At 36.9% G+C, this 17,494-nt stretch carries 18 protein-coding genes; 13 read left to right on the top strand and 5 right to left on the bottom strand.

Annotated elements, in window-relative coordinates:
• Window positions 1–400: 400 nt before the first annotated feature.
• Together BV906_RS17345 and BV906_RS17335 are read right to left on the bottom strand one after the other, a co-directional pair.
• The gene (locus BV906_RS17345; RefSeq protein WP_087974884.1) at window positions 401–1,606 is read right to left on the bottom strand and encodes an MFS transporter; all 1,206 of its coding nucleotides are present in this window, start codon (window positions 1,604–1,606) and stop codon (window positions 401–403) included.
• Window positions 1,607–2,295: 689 nt separating this feature from the next.
• Entirely contained in the window at window positions 2,296–3,069 is a 774-nt protein-coding gene (locus tag BV906_RS17335) for a DeoR/GlpR family DNA-binding transcription regulator (protein WP_087974882.1), read from the bottom strand.
• A gap of 228 nt (window positions 3,070–3,297) precedes the next feature.
• Between BV906_RS17335 and BV906_RS17330 the strand changes: the two genes are divergently transcribed.
• From BV906_RS17330 to BV906_RS17285, 11 genes are all read left to right on the top strand, one after another.
• Window positions 3,298–4,431 (top strand): phosphonoacetaldehyde reductase, encoded by a 1,134-nt coding sequence (locus tag BV906_RS17330; protein ID WP_087974881.1) that lies wholly within the window; start codon window positions 3,298–3,300, stop codon window positions 4,429–4,431.
• Window positions 4,432–4,449: 18 nt separating this feature from the next.
• Window positions 4,450–5,481, top strand: coding sequence for a PhnD/SsuA/transferrin family substrate-binding protein (locus BV906_RS17325; protein ID WP_087974880.1), 1,032 nt, complete (start codon window positions 4,450–4,452; stop codon window positions 5,479–5,481).
• A gap of 100 nt (window positions 5,482–5,581) precedes the next feature.
• Window positions 5,582–6,346 (top strand): phosphonate ABC transporter ATP-binding protein, encoded by a 765-nt coding sequence (phnC, locus tag BV906_RS17320; RefSeq protein WP_087974879.1) that lies wholly within the window; start codon window positions 5,582–5,584, stop codon window positions 6,344–6,346.
• A 6-nt stretch (window positions 6,347–6,352) separates the two neighbouring features.
• Window positions 6,353–7,144, top strand: coding sequence for a phosphonate ABC transporter, permease protein PhnE (gene phnE, locus BV906_RS17315; RefSeq protein WP_425435208.1), 792 nt, complete (start codon window positions 6,353–6,355; stop codon window positions 7,142–7,144).
• Entirely contained in the window at window positions 7,144–7,986 is an 843-nt protein-coding gene (locus BV906_RS17310; RefSeq protein ID WP_087974877.1) for an ABC transporter permease subunit, read from the top strand. Before phnE ends, BV906_RS17310 begins: the two co-directional genes overlap by 1 nt.
• A 31-nt stretch (window positions 7,987–8,017) precedes the next feature.
• Window positions 8,018–9,112 carry a 2-aminoethylphosphonate--pyruvate transaminase gene (gene phnW, locus BV906_RS17305; RefSeq protein ID WP_087974876.1) on the top strand — a complete coding sequence of 365 codons (1,095 nt, stop codon included), beginning with the start codon at window positions 8,018–8,020 and terminating at the stop codon, window positions 9,110–9,112.
• Window positions 9,109–9,924 carry a phosphonoacetaldehyde hydrolase gene (gene phnX, locus BV906_RS17300; protein ID WP_087974875.1) on the top strand — a complete coding sequence of 272 codons (816 nt, stop codon included), beginning with the start codon at window positions 9,109–9,111 and terminating at the stop codon, window positions 9,922–9,924. Before phnW ends, phnX begins: the two co-directional genes overlap by 4 nt.
• Window positions 9,925–10,451: 527 nt before the next feature.
• The gene (locus BV906_RS17295; RefSeq protein WP_176330400.1) at window positions 10,452–10,736 is read left to right on the top strand and encodes a phospholipase; all 285 of its coding nucleotides are present in this window, start codon (window positions 10,452–10,454) and stop codon (window positions 10,734–10,736) included.
• A 200-nt stretch (window positions 10,737–10,936) separates the two neighbouring features.
• The gene (ypfJ, locus tag BV906_RS17290) at window positions 10,937–11,797 is read left to right on the top strand and encodes a KPN_02809 family neutral zinc metallopeptidase (protein ID WP_087974874.1); all 861 of its coding nucleotides are present in this window, start codon (window positions 10,937–10,939) and stop codon (window positions 11,795–11,797) included.
• Between the two features lie 448 nt (window positions 11,798–12,245).
• Entirely contained in the window at window positions 12,246–12,434 is a 189-nt protein-coding gene (locus tag BV906_RS19610; RefSeq protein WP_176330399.1) for a hypothetical protein, read from the top strand.
• On the top strand, window positions 12,391–12,750 hold the full coding sequence (locus BV906_RS17285; protein WP_176330398.1) for a DUF4268 domain-containing protein: 360 nt from the start codon (window positions 12,391–12,393) through the stop codon (window positions 12,748–12,750). Before BV906_RS19610 ends, BV906_RS17285 begins: the two co-directional genes overlap by 44 nt.
• 260 nt (window positions 12,751–13,010) lie before the next feature.
• Here BV906_RS17285 and BV906_RS17280 read toward each other — a convergent pair whose 3' ends face one another.
• Window positions 13,011–13,244 (bottom strand): SPOR domain-containing protein, encoded by a 234-nt coding sequence (locus BV906_RS17280; RefSeq protein WP_087974872.1) that lies wholly within the window; start codon window positions 13,242–13,244, stop codon window positions 13,011–13,013.
• Window positions 13,245–13,779: 535 nt separating this feature from the next.
• Between BV906_RS17280 and BV906_RS17275 the strand changes: the two genes are divergently transcribed.
• On the top strand, window positions 13,780–14,847 hold the full coding sequence (locus BV906_RS17275; protein ID WP_087974871.1) for a serine hydrolase domain-containing protein: 1,068 nt from the start codon (window positions 13,780–13,782) through the stop codon (window positions 14,845–14,847).
• A gap of 370 nt (window positions 14,848–15,217) precedes the next feature.
• On the opposite strand, the gene BV906_RS17270 is transcribed toward BV906_RS17275, so the two are convergent.
• Window positions 15,218–15,526, bottom strand: coding sequence for a hypothetical protein (locus BV906_RS17270; RefSeq protein ID WP_176330397.1), 309 nt, complete (start codon window positions 15,524–15,526; stop codon window positions 15,218–15,220).
• A gap of 283 nt (window positions 15,527–15,809) precedes the next feature.
• Complete coding sequence (locus tag BV906_RS17265) at window positions 15,810–16,301, bottom strand: hypothetical protein (RefSeq protein ID WP_087974870.1); 492 nt, start codon at window positions 16,299–16,301, stop codon at window positions 15,810–15,812.
• 765 nt (window positions 16,302–17,066) lie between these two features.
• On the opposite strand from BV906_RS17265, the gene BV906_RS17260 reads away from it, so the two are divergent.
• Window positions 17,067–17,348 carry a phospholipase gene (locus tag BV906_RS17260; RefSeq protein WP_087974869.1) on the top strand — a complete coding sequence of 94 codons (282 nt, stop codon included), beginning with the start codon at window positions 17,067–17,069 and terminating at the stop codon, window positions 17,346–17,348.
• Window positions 17,349–17,494 lie beyond the last annotated feature (146 nt).

Here is a 17,494-nt window from a genome sequence, read left to right as displayed (position 1 = left end):
AAACAAACTGTTCCATCTAAATCAAAAACAAATTTCAAAAGTCTCACTCACTTTCATATTAAGTCTGTAAATAAAAATTTAATTATACCGCAAAAAAAGTAAATATGTTCTTATTAAACTAAGCTGCCAGTTACTTTACGTACAGTAATTCACAATATTATTTTACCATATAGTCCTAATACTAAAAAAACTAAATAATACACTTGTCATTATAATAAAAAAAGTCGTCATCTAGACGACTTTTTTTACCATTTTATCGATCAATTTTAATGTCATTTAAATTCTATTTTTTAATATTCTCCTCATCTACGCCTTTTACTTTTGATCGCTCACGAGAATTCGACAGGCTAACCGAGCCCATTAAATTTTTTATCCCATTCCATTTGCCAGTATGTTTCGTTCACGATGATGTTTCCTTATTAGCTTTGAATGGCACTATTTTCTTGCTTCCAATTAGATATAACAACAAAATAATAATCATAAAAGCTGCTGAATAACTAAATGTCATGCCGTATCCAACAATATTAGCTAAGAATCCAAGGCCTATTGATCCAACAGCTAGTCCAAAATCGATAAAAATAAGCAGCATCGAATTGGCTGTTGCTTTTTTTTCGGGTGGGACAAGCGTTAATGCCCAAGCTTGGGTAATTGGATGGATGATGGCAAATGCGATACCAAATAATACCCCTGAAACCCAAACCATCCACATGGTAGTAGAGAAGCCTAATAAAACCAAACCGATAGTCCCTGAAATAGCGGCTGGAATAATAAGGATTCGGTGGCCGAACTTGTCGAAAATTTTACCAGAGAAAGATCGAACTGCTACCATTGCAATCCCTTGTGCGATAAAAAACTGCGAAATACTCCCGCCAACATTAATCTCTTTTCCAAACGCCCCGACGAAGTTGACAGTCCCTGCAATAGTCATATAATTAAATGCTACCAGAATACAGGGGAGTAGGACACGTTTATCGAACATGTACTTATAGAAAGGTTCATCCTTGTTCGTCTGTGGGATTTCCTTTTCTTTTTCAACTTTCGTATTTTTTGTGAAAAAACTGCACAATAATGAAAAAGCCATAAGACCCAGTGTTAACATCATCATAGACTCAAATGAGAATCTTGCTAGATAAGAAATGGCGATGAGTGGCCCAATTGTCGTTCCAACGCTTGTAGACATTGCGAAAAAAACAATGCCTTCACCTAATCGAGATTTAGGAACAATATTACTTGATATCGTAAACACTAACATCGTAAGCATACTAAAACCAATCCCTTGAAGCGCTCGAATGAAGATCAAAAATCCGATGGACTGGTTTACAAACGTCAGTGCGATGGTACCTAAAAAATAAACCAGGGAAATGATGAGAAGCAATTTCATATTAACTTTTTGGATAATGACACTTGCAAAGAAACGTGTAATTAATGATGCTACCATTAAGGTTGTGGTCATGATTCCCGCAATCGCAGGATTATCAGTAATGGTCGATACAAAAAGTGGGAAACCTGCTGTAATCATATAGAAAGAAGCGAACATTACTAAAGACAATAATACGATTATTACATATTGGTTTGTCCATAATTTAACTTTTTTTATTCTACCCATGGGTAAGACCGCCTTTCTAGGCTATTCCTAAAAATAGTGATGATTCATACTTTAAAAATCGCTTTTCAAGTCATGATAAATTTATTTTCCCCTTATTTTTAAAAAATATTTAGTGGTGTTTTTTAATTGTTCTAGGATTGAGAGTATAAAGAAAAACAAGAGAAGAGTGGTGGTGGCATAATGGAGGCTGGTCCGATAGAAGCGAAGCAGATAAACGAGTTCAGTTAATGGAAAAGTTGAAAGAACTAGGAATTAGGTTTCTTAAAAAGGGACTTACACTTGAAGCGAAATACAATCGGATTCATTCAGAAACAGTGTCTATGGAATGGCTAGAAAGGAAGAGCTTTTGGTTGTTTTTGATGGGTTGTATAAGAATGGGGATTTGCAGGGGATATGGAGGAAACTTCAAATTATTTATGATGAATCATTAAGTGAAGTGGAATAAATTATCGAAACGAGTACAACGGTGATTCAGACAAACAAAAAGTGATCTAATTAGTTGAAAGCGACAAGTTCTGTCTTTGACTCTAGAGCCTTTATATCAGAAATTGTCGCGTACCTGGCTGTTCAGGAATAGATAATGAAACTTTACCACCATAGGTTAATTTATGACTAAATATCCTATTAGGAAGGGACCTCTACAGAATCTCATTAATCGCTGCTAGCAGGCATTTCCAAATCATTGTTGATTAGTGTGGAGAAAGAATCCGAATATCACGTTTACTATATTCCTCCACGATATTAGATGAAAGTGAGCTATCCGTAACAATTAGATCAATATCCTTTAGTGGACATACATTGATGTATGAAAATGTCTCAAATTTTGATGAATCAGCAACTACTACTTTATGTCTTGTACGTGAGAGAATGGTTTGAATAACGCCTACTTCATGCTTTCTGAAATCTGTTAAACCATGTTCAAGTGATAATGCGTTTACCGTAAGAAAGGCAATATCAATATTAAAATTAGAAAGGATTTCTTCACATTGTTTCCCATATAAAGTGTACTCCTCTGGATTAAAAAAGCCGCCGGTTAGTATTATATTGAAATTTTTATTCGATCCAAGAATAGATAGAATCCGAAGATCGTTTGTAATAATCGTTAATCGCTTAAACTTGTCAACAAGAACTTTCGCAATTTCAATGGTCGTTGTCCCGCCGTTTAGAGCAATTGCCTGCCCTTCTTCAATTAATTCAATTGCAATAGCTGCAGCTTCTTGTTTTTTTTCTAGATTTTTGACTTCTCTTTCTTTAAAAAGTTTGTTAAGTACATTATCACTTTTTTGGGTTAAGATAGCCCCGCCATGAACTCGTTTTACGATTCCTTTTTTCTCAAGAACCTCTAGATCCCTCCGTACCGTATCAATAGAGATATCTAATAAAGTAGCAAGCTCTGAAGCTTTTACAGCTTTTTGCTGTTTTAAAAAGGATTCAATCATTTGATGTCTTTGCTCTTGTAACATTATCCAGCTCTCCCATCTGTAACCTGTATATAAATCATAACATACATTAAAAAGAAGCAAAACAAAGCAAATAATAACATTTTGTAAAGTAAAAGTTGTATGAATTTTATGTAAAGAATATAAATTTAATGTAAATAAACTGTAAAAGCCATTGCAAAACAGCAAAAAACGGATTAACCTTGCATTGTACAGCAAAACACAAGACGAAAGTAGAGAGGAAATAGCCGAATGGGAAACTATTACAATCCAGTCAGAATTAAAATAGACTCCATAGATGTCATTGAAGATGTATTAAATACGATCAAACCTCGATTCACCAACATTGTCCTTTTACATCGAGGAGGTGATTTTCCAGAATCGGTGGCAGGACGTAACCTTTATAAAAGCCTTGAGAACTTTGAAGTCAAGCAGATTGAAGTAAACATATCCAATCCTGATGTGGAAGACTTGTTTCATTACTATAAACAAATTGAAAACTTTGATTATCAATGCATCGTAGGAATTGGGGGAGGTAGTGTTCTTGATCTTTCGAAATCATTAGCTGGATTAAAGGATTTGGAAATAGAGTCTGTCTCTGCATTACGTACGATGATTGATCAAAAACAATATGTAGAAAATCAAAACGTCGTCCCATGGATTGGCATTCCTACAACTTCAGGTACGGGTTCTGAGGTTACTTGCTGGGCAACGATTTGGGATCACGCGAACGGAGTGAAAATGTCGGTTGATAGTGAACACTTATATGCGCATACAGCCATCATTGATCCGACGCTAACCGTATCATTACCGAAAGGATTAACGGCTTCCACTGCTTTGGATGCTTTATGTCATGCAACAGAGGCTTATTGGTCAAAGAGCTCCAATGAAATTTCAAGAATCTATTCTTTAGAAGCAATCAAACGTATTGTCCATAACTTTGAAAAAGTATTAAACCATCCGACTGAAGTTACATATAGAAATGAAATGGCTTTGGGTAGCTTGTATGCAGGGCTCGCATTTAGTAACACGAGGACGACTGCATGTCATTCGATATCCTATCCGCTGACATTGGAACTGGGAATGGTCCATGGGATAGCAACAAGCATCACATTGGCTAAAGTGTTGAAAATCAATTTTGACTCTATTATTGAAAACGATAAGTTGCTCCAAGCATTTGGTGTAAGCAGCTGCGATGAAGTTCAAGGGCTTATTGAGCATTTCAATCAGTTATCCGGTTTCTCAAGCAAGCTTAGAGATTACAAGGCTAATGAAGAAATAATCGATAAAGTTGCCGCAAATGCCTTTACAAAGGGCCGGATGGATAATAACCCAGTTGCTTTAACGCAGGAAGAGGTCAAACAAATTCTACTATCTATTTATTAAGGAAAAGGAGAGAAAAAAATGAAAACGAAAATTTTATTGATTATGCTCTTAGTATTCACTGTTTTGTTAACGGCATGTAGTGGAGGTAATAACGCTACTGCGACAGTTGATGATGTGATTAAGATTGTTTGGTATCCCAACGAGTCTGGTGAAGATTTGAAATCATCTCGTGATGAAATTGGAAGACTTATTACAGAGGCTACAGGTAAAGAGGTAGAGCATCAATTAACAACGGACTACGCTATTGCAATTGAAACTTTAGCAAACAACAATGCGGACCTTGCATTCATGGGTGCACAAGGTTATGTCGAAGCAAAGAATAGAAATGATGCGATTGAAACGATAGCCGTAAAATCTGGTGAATCCGGAACATTGGATGATGCTAAATACTATAGCTGGTTAGCTGTGAATGTGGATGAGCAAGACAAGTTTAAAGAAGACGGGGAATTCTCCCTTGATACGATTGCAGATACAAGATTTTCATTCGTATCAAACAGTTCAACCTCAGGGTTTAAAGTTCCATCATCTAGTATTATTGCTCATTTCTCACAACAAGAAGAATATGCAGATCTAACGGAAGAAAATTTAATGGAAAGCGGACCATTATTCTCTCAAGTATTATTTGGCAACTCTCATCAAGGTTCGGCAGTCAATCTGTTATCGGGTAATGCAGACGTTGCGGCATTCTGTGATACTTGTGTGGATGAATATGTGGAGCTTGCTGAAGGAGAAGAAAGTACAGTTGGTGCTGTTTATCGCATTAAAGAAAATGCTGCGGAACCCTTCAATACAGTTACAGGCAAAGAATTCACATTACTGAGCTCCACCCCAGTATTAAATGAACCATTTGTTGTGAATATGGATGTAATAGGACAAGAGGATTTTGATAAAATTCAAGAGGTATTAACTTCAGATGAAGTAGCAAATAATGAAAAAATCTTTGCCCCTGAAGATTCAGAACAGAGCGCTTTATTCTCTAAAAGTGATAAAGAAAGACTAGTGGCTGTGGAAGATGAATGGTATGACCCGATTCGCGAGATTTCACAGTAATACACGTATTTCATATTAGGGGAAAATGAAAAGGGTAAGAGTGTACTTAAATTTAATTGTTTAATCTTACTTAATATGCTCTAAAAAGGAGTCAATACATATGTCATTGTTAAAAGTAGAAGGGCTTGGGAAGTCATATACAGCGGACAAACAAATATTAAAGAATATTCATTTTGAAATAAAAGCAGGAGAACTTGTTTCGATCATTGGTCCGTCTGGTGCTGGTAAATCTACCTTGCTGCGTTGTATTAATCGAATGGTTGAATTTAATGAAGGAAAGATTATTTTTAACAATCATGATGTTGGAAGTTTGAATAAAAAAGAATTACGAAATTTGCGAGCGAATATTGGGATGGTGTTTCAGCACTATAATCTCGTCCCTCGTTTGACAGTGATTGAGAATGTACTGCATGGTCGATTTGGTTATAAAACAACACTGCAGGGGCTGTTAGGAAGATATACAGAAGAAGAAAAGGTACATGCTTTTCACCTGCTAGAAAAACTAGGAATTCATGAACATGCATATAAGCGATGTGACCAATTAAGTGGTGGTCAGCAGCAACGTGTAGGGATATGCAGAGCGCTTATTCAAGAACCAAAACTTATCCTATGTGATGAACCGATTGCTTCACTGGATCCGAGTTCCTCTAAGATTATCATGGATCTTTTAAAATCAATAAGTACAGAAATGGGCATTACATGTTTGGTGAATTTACATCAAGTGGATGTGGCGCAACATTATTCAGATCGTATCATTGGTTTGAATAAAGGGGAAATTGTATCTAATGGAACAAGTCGTGAACTTTCTGAACAACAGATTAACAAAATTTACGGAACCAAAACGGAAGATTTAATAACAGCGTAAGGAGATATGACTGTGAATGAAAAAACGTTGCGAAAGAACAGATGGCAGACAGTAATCTTACTTCTCATCATCATCGTTCTAACCTATGTATCATCAGCTATTACATCATTTAACTTTGTAGATGGGTTAGTGACAATCCCTAAAGCGATCGGCTGGATGTTTTCTAATCTGATGGTGACGCAGGAAACGCTTGATAAATTGCCAACCATCCTGGAAAAACTAGCTGAAACCACCTTTATGTCTATAGCGGCAACAACGATAGCAGCTGTTGTTTCTCTCTTCTTAGGGGTATTCGGTTCAAAAACGACAAAAGTAAATAACTTTTTAAGTGTATTTGCCCGTTTTATTGCTTCCGTATCAAGAAATATCCCAGTTGTTGCATGGTCGTTGGTTTTGCTCCTTTCTTTTGGACAAAATTCTGTAACAGGCTTTCTCGCTCTATTTGTTGGGACAGTAGGGTTTTTAACAAGGGCATTTATTGAATCGATTGATGAAGCGAGCCAAAGTTCTGTTGAAGCTTTAACTGCAACCGGTGCTACTTATTTCCAAATTGTAGGTAAGGCTGTTATTCCACAATGTTTGCCACAGATGATCAGCTGGGTGTTGTTTATGGTAGAAACCAACATTCGGAATGCTACATTGGTAGGAATCTTAACAGGAACAGGAATTGGATATACCTTTGATATGTATTATAAGATGTTAAATTATAATGCCGTAGCGCTTGTGACATTATGTATTGTCATTACCGTTATCATTGTCGACCTTATGTCAAATTATGTGCGGAAGGTGATTCTATAATGGAAGCAACCTATATAAAGAGAAAGAAAGACGGCCGAATTCATATAAAATCGGGTAATAAAGGTGATCGAGTACTAAGATGGACAGTAGTTATTCTAACTATTTTGACATTTGTTGCCTTTCTATTCTTTAACTATGCGGGGCTGGAATTAGGCTCAGCGATTACGGAAACAGCGTATAACTTGAAAGTGATGTTTCTTGAGCCGGCATTAAGTCATTTGAGTTTAGGAGAAGCCATTTATCAAGTTGGGGTAACACTTAGCTTAGCATTCTTAGCTACGATAATTGGTGCGGTTATTGCCTTTTTCCTTTCTTTGATGGCTGCGACAAATTTAGCCCCTGTAGGCATAACAAGAATTGTTCGCGTATTTGTTGCATTTATTCGGGCTGTTCCAACGGTATTATGGGTTTTGATCTTTGCAATTGCCGCAGGGTTGGGAAGTGAAGCGGCGGTTCTTGGTATGTTGTTTCATTCGATTGCATATTTAGTCAAAGCATTTTCTGAAGCATTTGAAGAAGTCGATAAGGGAATCTTGGAAGCACTGCAATCAGCTGGTGGGAGCTGGTGGCATATCGTAAAAAGTGGTGTCTTACCGTCTACCTTTACTTATTTATTATCCTGGGTTTTCTTACGGTTTGAAATCAACTTTGGTGTAGCCGTCGCAATGGGAGCGGCAGCTGGAGCAGGCGGAATTGGATTTGATCTATTTATGGCTTCTAGCTTTTACTTCGATCTGCGGGAGGTTGGATTTATTACCTATGCGATTCTCATTGTTGCCTTTCTATTAGAGGTTATTTCAACTCGTTTGAAAAAACGGTACTTCCCAGCAACTTCTGACTAAATCATAAATAAAGGAGAATAGAGAAAAAGCCATGAATCACTACAAACTGTTAACACCGGGTCCTTTGACGACGACAAGCAGTGTGAAAGAGGAAATGCTGTTAGATCGTTGTACTTGGGAAAATGATTATAAAAGCCTTACACAGAAAATAAGAGCTAAGATTCTTGAATTGGCAGGTGGTGATCCAAAAGAGTATACAACTGTACTGATGCAAGGAAGTGGTACGTTTACGGTTGAAGCTGTAATGAATTCTGCCATTTCGAATCAAGATAAGGCTTTAATTATAACGAATGGTGCCTATGGGGAAAGAATTGTAAAAATAGCAAAATACATTGGAATAGCATTTAGGGAATTTCGTGTAGCTAACAATGAATACCCAAATGAAGAAGAAATTAGGAATATTTTAAAAGAGGATTCAGACATTACGCATATCGTCATGGTCCATTGTGAAACAACCACAGGCATATTAAATCCAATTGAAATGGTATCAAAACTGTCAAAGGAATTTGAGAAAACGTACATCGTTGACGCCATGAGTAGTTTTGGTGGAATGGAAATTAATGTTCCTGAACTAGGGATTGATTATTTAATAAGCAGTGCCAATAAATGCATTCAAGGTGTTCCTGGTTTTGGTTTTGTCATTGCTAGAATAGATAAGCTCATAGCTTGTGAAGGTAATTCGCGCAGTTTGTCATTCGATTTATATGATCAATGGAAGGAAATGAAGAAGGATGGGAAATGGCGTTTCACTTCTCCGACACATGTAGTGGCAGCATTTGCTAAAGCCCTCGATGAATTGGATGAAGAAGGAGGCATTCCAGCGAGATTCTCCCGTTATCAGAATAATAATCGAATTTTAAGAGAGAGGCTTAAAGAAATTGGATTCCATGCGTATATAACAGATGAAAAACAATCACCAATCATTACAACCTTTCTTTTCCCGAATGAATCCTTTTCATTCGAAGACTTTTATGACTATGTAAAAGAGAGAGGATTTGTCCTTTATCCAGGAAAACTGACACATATAAATACATTCCGGATTGGAAACATTGGTGAAATTTATGAAGAAGATATACAAACATTATGTAATGTAATCGAAAATTATATGGGAGTGAATGTAAAATGAAAAAGATAGAAGGCGTAATTTTTGACTGGGCAGGAACAACGGTTGATTTTGGGTGTTTTGCACCGGTAAATGCATTTGTAAATATTTTTAAAGATGTGGGTATTGAGGTAACAATGGAAGAGGCAAGAGGCCCAATGGGACTGCTTAAGATTGATCATATTCGTGCGATGCTGGACATGCCTCGAATTTCCGCTTTATGGAAAGAGAAGTTTGGAAGAGTTTATAATGAACAAGATGTAGAGAGTTTATATACTAATTTTGAAACAGGTCTTATGGCTTCCCTATCCGAGTACACTGATCCTAAGCCAGAGGTTGTTGAGACAATAAACGACTTAAAAAACCAAGGGCTTAAAATTGGTTCTACATCAGGATATACCCAAAAGATGATGGATGTTGTTGTTCCGGAAGCAGCGAAAAAAGGCTATAGTCCAGATTTTTACATAACACCTGATGCAACAAATTCGCTTGGAAGACCGTATCCTTATATGATCTATCGAAACATGGAAGCATTAAAATTATCAGCAGCCAAGAACGTCATAAAAGTAGGCGATACAATCCCTGATTTTGCTGAGGCGAACAGTGCAGGTGTTTGGGCGGTAGGTGTTATTATTGGCAGCTCAGAAATGGGCCTTAGCATAGAGGAATTCGATGCGTTGTCTGAAGAAGATCAAGAGAAAGCTATTAATAAAACAAGACAAACTTTTTTACAAAATGGGGCAGATTTTACCATCAAATCGATGAGCGAGCTGCCTTCCATGATAGAACAAATCAATCAGCTTAATCAAGGGAACAAGGCTGAAGTGCACGCCTAATTGTTAGATACAATTATATAAGCAGCTTACATGGTATGGGTTCGGTTTTTAACTGGACTCATACCATTTAATTTATCTTTATGCGCCTATAGCTCAGGCATTGCAAAAAGTAATGATTATTACTGCATTCCCATTTTCGATTATTTGCTGCTTATGGTGTATGCTCTTGTAAAGTCATGGAAAATGGTAAAAGTTAATAGGGAAAGGTAAAGGGAAAATTTAGGGTGAAATTGCATGAAGAGCTTGGACTCTCTTCAGTTAGTAAGGAAGAAGGGTTCAATTTTACTCTTAGGAGATCATACCATTCTGTTAAGTATAGTATTAATGCTTTCGAGAAGTAGAGGATTGAAACCTTTTTCTCGTAATTAGGGCTAACACTTTGGTTAACGCAAAGTGTTGGTCTTTTTTGTATGATTCTTTCCTCATAACCAAGTACTTTAGAACGTATGTCTACGCAATTTTTCTTCTAAATCATATTTTATTTATACAGACCTGGCTGTGATTAAATATTAAGGGAGTGAGAGAAGATGAATCGAAGGATAAGGAGGTCTCCACGTTTTTGCGTTATTCCTGGCTATAAGTGGTGTGGCCCAGGGTGTGCTGGGCCTGGTAACCCCGTTAATGCGGTAGATGCTGCATGCAGAAAACATGATATTTGCTACCGGAGGACAAGAGATTATTGCCTTTGTGATGATCAGTTTGTTAATCGGCTTGTAAGGTTGCAAAATCGGTATACGGAAGAGGGGCGGCATGCTGGAATGATGCTGAGGTATATGAGGATACAGAAGGGGATTAATTGTGTTTTTAGATAGGGAAATGGAAATAAAGGGTCAGTCCGGCACCACGTTAAAGTGATAGAGAAGTGGGGGATTGATCCTTTGCTAGGTGGACTGCAGTAACGTGTTACCATTACATTTCTGCCACTATCCATTGGCACCCCTTTAGGATACATAAGAACCTTAGCAATTGGGTATATAACTAATAGCATATGATAAGTTATGGGGGACAGGCAATGAAATGGCGTGGCAGAAAGCAAAGCAGTAATGTTGAAGATCGAAGGGGAAAAAGCTCTGGTAGAGGCTTAAGTATTCCGATGCTCGCAGGTGGCGGGACCGGAGGAATTATCATCCTGTTACTTGTCATGTTTCTCGGTGGGAATCCACTTGATTTTCTTTCAGGAACTCAAGACTCTAACTACCAAAATACAACACCATACGTTGAAACAGAGCGTGAAGCGGAACTCGCTGATTTCGTATCTGTTGTACTTGCAGATACGGAAACAGTCTGGTCAAGCATATTCAATGAGTATGGGATGGAATATAATGAACCAACCTTGGTATTATTTACTGATTATGTACAATCTGCCTGTGGAGGTCAAAGCGCAGCAGTAGGACCATTTTATTGCCCGGGTGATGAAAAGCTTTATATCGATTTGAGTTTCTATGATCAACTGGAAAAGAATTTCCAAGCACCTGGTGACTTTGCAATGGCCTATGTGGTTGCGCATGAAGTTGGTCATCATGTACAGACACTTCTTTCCTTAAATAAAGACCTAAACAATGCACGCGGGAGAGTCAGTGAGAAGGAATTGAATGAGCTGACTGTACGTTCTGAACTTCAGGCCGATTATTTAGCAGGTGTATGGGCCCATCATGCAGAGAGCATGAACTTGCTTGATGAAGGTGATCTGGAAGAAGCACTTGATGCCGCTAACGCAATCGGAGATGATACCTTGCAGAAACGGGCGCAAGGCTATGTTGTTCCTGATACATTTACACATGGCACATCAGAGCAACGTAAACGATGGTTTCATCGCGGATTTGAATCAGGGGATCTTGAGAATGGGGATACTTTTGGTGCTGGGGAATTGTGATGGTATTATGAAAAACTTGGATACACTGCTCAAAGTATTTACTCTTACGTTAAGGCTATCGCCAAAAAGCGGAAACGTGATTTCACCATAGATGAACCTGTATTTCGGAAATTGGATTGATAAAGGAAATAGAATCTCGTCCATAATGAACGAGATTCTATTTCTTTTATTGCTGTATATTTAACACACGATCCGGCTCTCCGCCATAGCCGTCTATTTCCAAGCGATCCTTGTAAATCTGCACAATGGAGTATGAGTTAGTGTTTTCCGTCCCCACCATTCCTTGCAAAGTTACATACGCTTGCCCGTGACAAGATGTAATTGTTAAACCTCCTTCAGTATAGTTAAAGGAATACAAAAAGTGATGTTATTTACTAAATATTTACAATAATTTAAGGAAGTTAATAATTTAAGTGCCTGTCCCCCAACGCTTTAATACATTTCGTTTGTGAATGACGGAAGAGAAGATGTACCAGAAATAGAAAAACCAGACATTGATGGAATATCTGACCCTACTAAAGCGACAACAAGGGAACTATCAGAACTTCAATTGCTAAGGATGGGCTTCTGGAAAAACTTTGTTCAGTACTGTTGTGACAACGGGCGTGGTGATATTGCTACTCAAGCCATCGTATGATGATTGGTATGACGTTACAGTTGGAAGCCCAAACTATCATTTGTTTTTTCAGCTTCTTAAAAGGAAAATACTGGGTATAGGGATTTGTGTTTACCAACCAGAGTATTTTTCAAATCTTGAATTAAAAAAGGCTGAGATTGAAAATGCATGTGGTTTTTCTTTTGAGTGGTACACCAGCCAGGAAAAAAGTGCCGCAAAAAGGATGCTATATTCAGTTGAAGCAGATATACACAACCCAGAATTGTATATTCAACATTTCGATTGGCTTTTAGAGCACTTTGATAAACTTAATGGTGCATTAGATAATGTAGACTAATTAAAATTTAAGTGCCTGTCCCCCATCACTTTTTTACTGTAAAACGGTGGGGGAAAGGCACCAATTTTTCAGGTCAAATTACTGGCGAATGAATGGAACATCCCCATCCTGTTAATTTCCCAGTTTGTCACGTAATGTGGGATCACGCCAAGGAGAGCGCCCACTTATGTCTGATTTACGCAAGTCATTTTTCCAAACAACGGAATAGATCGACTGGAACGGTGGAACTGGTGTTTGAGAGGAGGGTTGTGGGGTAACCGTTATGCATTTGTAATAAAAGCGTTTGGTAATCCAAGGCCCTTAATTTTATCTATATCTTGAAGCAATTGTTTTCTCATAGAATATGGGCCGGCCTCCACGCTATAGAGTTCTCCGCTATCAGTTTTATAGACTTTAATATCTGCGTTAATTTTGTTCCTGGTTAATAAATTATACTGGTGTTGTGCACTTTTTTTCTTATCGGTTGTCCCAATAACTATTTTCTCCTTCGCCATAAAAATCCTCCTAACTTGTATATAAGTAGTATATTCAGCAGTTAAACAAAGAAATAGTCTTTAAACATGGCTTCTTGTAAATTGATTAAATAAACTAGTAGACACTGATTTTATAGATTGAATCAATAAAAATAGGCTTCTGACTATATCCAGTTGGGGACAGGCATCGTTTTTAGGTAGGAGTTATCACTTTTACAGCCATCGATGAAAATACAACATCACTAACATTACATGCCGACGGTTATTCGGATAACTATGAGCTTGAGATTGAAAATTTAAGTGCCTGTCCCCCATCACTTTATTACTGTAAAGCGGTGGGGGACAGGCACCAATTTTTCCATCATTTCATTCCTCCTGGAAATAAAGATTATAGTTGACGTAACGTCATCTAATACAGTTGAAATATAACAATGGATATTTAACCTTTTGAATAATCTGGAATTTTCTAAGTAATAATAAGGATTTTTAAAAATATATATTAAGCTAACGAGCAGTAAATAGAATAAAATTAGTATCAAATAATGGAGGGGTGTCTGTGCAAACAAAACAAAGTGAAAAGGTAATCCGTTCAATTGAAAAGTCATTCAGAAAACAAGTACAAAAAGACAAAAAGGTAAAGAGTGCATTTTTACTTGTTCATTCAGAAAAGAAAGGTATCCATTTACATATCGCAGAAGGGTCAATGAATACAAAACAGCCAGCATATATGGCAAGTGTAGGAAAAATATTCACGTCCGTTTTGATTAGTATTTTATATGAAAACGATCAAATATCATTCGAGGACGGTATAACCAAATATTTAGATCAAGAATTAGTCAAACACCTTCATGTTTATAAAGGTAAAGATTATACGAATGAAATAAAAATTAAACATCTACTAAATCAAACGTCTGGTTTGTATGATAATTTCCGTCCATTACTAGAAAAACTTCTGGATGATCCAAACTTTACTATAAGCCCACAAGAGGCAATAACTTGGGCGAAAAAACATCAAAAACCTCATTTTTCTCCAGGTAACGGCTTTAAATATACCGATACAAACTATCATCTTTTAGGGTTAATCATAGAAAAAATAACAGGTCTACCATTTCATGTAGCTATGAAACAACATATTTATCAGCCCCTTGGTATGATGAATTCATCTGTGCTACACTATTCTAATCCATTAGACAAAGATACCCAATATTTAGCAGACTTTTATGTTAATAAAAACAATATAACAAATCACAAAGGATATGCAGGTCTCGACTATGCAGGCGGTGGAGTAGTATCTACTGGAGAAGATATGTTGAAGTTTATGAAAGCGTTAGTATCCTATCAATTAGTGAAAAAGGAAACGCTTGAGAAAATGATGAATGATAAAGCGAAGTATGGTGTAGGAATTGAATATGGTTATGGCATTATGCTGTTTAAAACAATTCCAATACTCATGCCAAAAATATTTAATGTTTGGGGACATGCGGGTGCCACAGGAGCCTATTTGTTTTATCATGCTAAGATGGATACCTATTTAATTGGTACTTTTAATGACTTTTCTTATGAAAGAAAAGGTGTCAGATTTATGTTAATAAAAGTAATAAACCAATTGGCAAAAATTAAATGAAAGAAATGCGATTTCTTATGCAACTAAATGGAGCTTAAGTTTAATAAGGAAATTGATCGGATCTCTTAAAAGAGGTTCTTTTGTATTAAATAAACAGAGGTATTCTATCGAATGACAGCGCAATTGACAGCCAAATTGACATATCAATTGACACCCGTTTTTCTATGTACAATATCTATTGTCCTGTAAAAAATATTTGAGATATTCGTATGCCAAATAACCCTAATTTAACTATTAATCGTTGAAATAACAACAAAACTGACGTATGCCAATCCATACGTCAGTTGGTCTTTCATTTAATCAATATGCACCTCAAAACGGAACCCGTCACAAAAATTGTCGCTCCTCTTTCCTGTTTTATATTTACGTTTTAGTAAGGAGAGTATGGAATATTATAATTTGGATATTGTGAGTATGGATATGGTTGGTACGGGTATGGCTGATAAGGAGGATAATAAGGGTATGGTGGGTAATAACCAAATCCAGGTCCTGGGGCCAATAGTGCACCAGTAGCAAGTCCTCCTAAAAAGCCTAAGCCTAAGCCGAATCCTGGGCCGCCAAAACCAGGTCTACCAAAGCCCGGTCCACCGAATCCAGGGCGTATTCGTTGATCATTAACATCAATGATTTCTTGATTAAATTCTTCTGGTAAACCGAAATATGGATAATTATTAGTCAAAGCAAATCCCTCCTATTTATTCTATACACTAAAGGCTATGCTTAAGTAGCCTATTGGGGTTGGGCATATGCCTTAACACTAAGAAATTAAAACAAATGAGTTAGAATCCGCACGTTTAGAAAAAACCGTTAAAGTTTAACTTGTTTGAATTATTTAGCATGAAACTTTTTCTCGCGTTGATTGAATCAAAAAGACGATTCCTTATATAAAAGCATCGCAAATGTTAGCTGAATTATAATTATTGTTTGGCACATCTGCCCAACAAATATAGACTTCTTCGGATTCAACACATAACAATAATCTTATAGGGAGTGGTTTGGGCTGGTATGCTCATTGTGGTAGGTCCATATACAACGAGTAAATTTCGGTTTGCAGGATTTAAGGTAAAGGGTTGATCGTTCGGTAATAATATCGGGGTATGATTGGAAATATTTAATTGTAACTGACCATCGCTACTCACCAGTTGACTGTCAAAATAGTCTACCTTTACATTTTGATAGGGATTATCCCTTGCGATAATAAGCCCTTGATATTGTGGTGGGTAAATAAGAATAACAGGTACATTGACATCATAAAAAGCCGTTACACGGTCTCCGATTGAAACTATCACATGGTCAAGAAAATAGGTTGTTGGACTAATAACGAAATTTACTGTTGAACCATCTCCTGTTAATAAGGACATTAATTTAAAACACCCATTTAATTCCTCGTCTAAACCAACTGAATAATCTTGAATCATGGTAACCGTACCATGAACAGGACTGAATTTTTTCATGTAATCCCCTCCATTTTGGTGAATAATTAACTAATAAACAGTAGCTGGATTCTTTTAGAATGTAGGAAAATGATGATTATAAGTATTATGTAAAGGAGCGTGTTATGTATAATATTAGGATATTAATTTTATAAAAACCTCATTTAGATACATCATGATGAGACTCATCATAAGTAAGTGAGGTTTTTAAAAACAATTGATTTAATGGATAATAAAAGTGGAATACAATATAAAGCATATTAATGGTTATAAACTTAATGTATTTCGATATAAAAAAGCTGTTTAGAAATAATTCATTTGAACTTTTTCTAAAGCTAACCAAAGACATGCAGTAAAAAGCCGGTTAACTACCAAATAGGTGGTTAACCGGCTTTTACAAAATATTTAATTACGAATCATATAATCAAGCGCACCTAAAGCAGCAGTTGTTCCTGATCCCATTGAATAATGATTTGTTTATAAACACTATAGTTATAAGGGGGGAACTGCGGGTATTGCAGCATGTATGAATGCTTTCGGGAAGTAGGGGACTGAAACCTTTCTCTCGTAATTAGGGCTAATACTTTGGTGAACGCAAAGTGTTGGTCTTTTTGCGTTAAAAGAGCCGCTTATGACAAATCGTGACAAACTGAAACCATTTCAGCATTGTATGATTTTTTCCTCATAACCGAGTACGTTAGAACGTATGTCTACGCAATTTTTCATTCTAAATCATATTTTATTTATATAGACCTGCCTTGATTACATGTTAGGGGGGGAGAGAAGATGAATCGAAGGGTAAGGAGGTCTCCACGTTTTTGTGTTTTTCCTGGTTATAATTGGTGTGGTCCAGGATGCAGTGGGCCTGGTAACCCCATAAATGCTGTAGATGCTGCGTGCAGAGAACATGATATTTGCTACCGGAAGACAGGAGATTATTGTCGATGTGATGATCAGTTTGTTAATCGGCTTGCAAAGCTGCAAAATCCGTATACGGTAGAGGGGCGGCATGCTAGGCACATGCTGAACTATATGAGGGTACAGAGAGGTGTTAATTGTTTTTTTTAGGTAGGGAGGTAGGGGTGGGGAAATACGGTCAGTCCTCCACTACACCACAGTATTAGCTTAATAGGGGACTGACAACATGGCCACAACTAATTGTTACCTATCTATCTAAGATACGATAGAGAGAGCCTTATCATAAATAAATGAGG

The sequence above is a fragment of the Oceanobacillus rekensis genome, assembly GCF_002153375.1.
In the GTDB taxonomy this organism is placed as follows: domain Bacteria; phylum Bacillota; class Bacilli; order Bacillales; family Amphibacillaceae; genus Oceanobacillus; species Oceanobacillus rekensis.
This window is presented reverse-complemented; position numbering and strand designations above follow the sequence as displayed.

Bases quoted from the DNA above. Each gene is read 5' to 3' on its own strand.
- phnW (WP_087974876.1), top strand. From the start codon at position 8,018: ATGAATCACTACAAACTGTTAACACCGGGTCCTTTGACGACGACAAGC.
- BV906_RS17310 (WP_087974877.1), top strand. From the start codon at position 7,144: ATGGAAGCAACCTATATAAAGAGAAAGAAAGACGGCCGAATTCATATA.
- BV906_RS17295 (WP_176330400.1), top strand. From the start codon at position 10,452: ATGAATCGAAGGATAAGGAGGTCTCCACGTTTTTGCGTTATTCCTGGC.
- phnX (WP_087974875.1), top strand. From the start codon at position 9,109: ATGAAAAAGATAGAAGGCGTAATTTTTGACTGGGCAGGAACAACGGTT.
- BV906_RS17330 (WP_087974881.1), top strand. From the start codon at position 3,298: ATGGGAAACTATTACAATCCAGTCAGAATTAAAATAGACTCCATAGAT.
- BV906_RS17260 (WP_087974869.1), top strand. From the start codon at position 17,067: ATGAATCGAAGGGTAAGGAGGTCTCCACGTTTTTGTGTTTTTCCTGGT.
- BV906_RS17325 (WP_087974880.1), top strand. From the start codon at position 4,450: ATGAAAACGAAAATTTTATTGATTATGCTCTTAGTATTCACTGTTTTG.
- BV906_RS17345 (WP_087974884.1), bottom strand. From the start codon at position 1,606: ATGGGTAGAATAAAAAAAGTTAAATTATGGACAAACCAATATGTAATA.
- BV906_RS17335 (WP_087974882.1), bottom strand. From the start codon at position 3,069: ATGTTACAAGAGCAAAGACATCAAATGATTGAATCCTTTTTAAAACAG.
- phnE (WP_425435208.1), top strand. From the start codon at position 6,353: ATGACTGTGAATGAAAAAACGTTGCGAAAGAACAGATGGCAGACAGTA.
- BV906_RS17280 (WP_087974872.1), bottom strand. From the start codon at position 13,244: ATGGCGAAGGAGAAAATAGTTATTGGGACAACCGATAAGAAAAAAAGT.
- ypfJ (WP_087974874.1), top strand. From the start codon at position 10,937: ATGAAATGGCGTGGCAGAAAGCAAAGCAGTAATGTTGAAGATCGAAGG.
- phnC (WP_087974879.1), top strand. From the start codon at position 5,582: ATGTCATTGTTAAAAGTAGAAGGGCTTGGGAAGTCATATACAGCGGAC.
- BV906_RS17265 (WP_087974870.1), bottom strand. From the start codon at position 16,301: ATGAAAAAATTCAGTCCTGTTCATGGTACGGTTACCATGATTCAAGAT.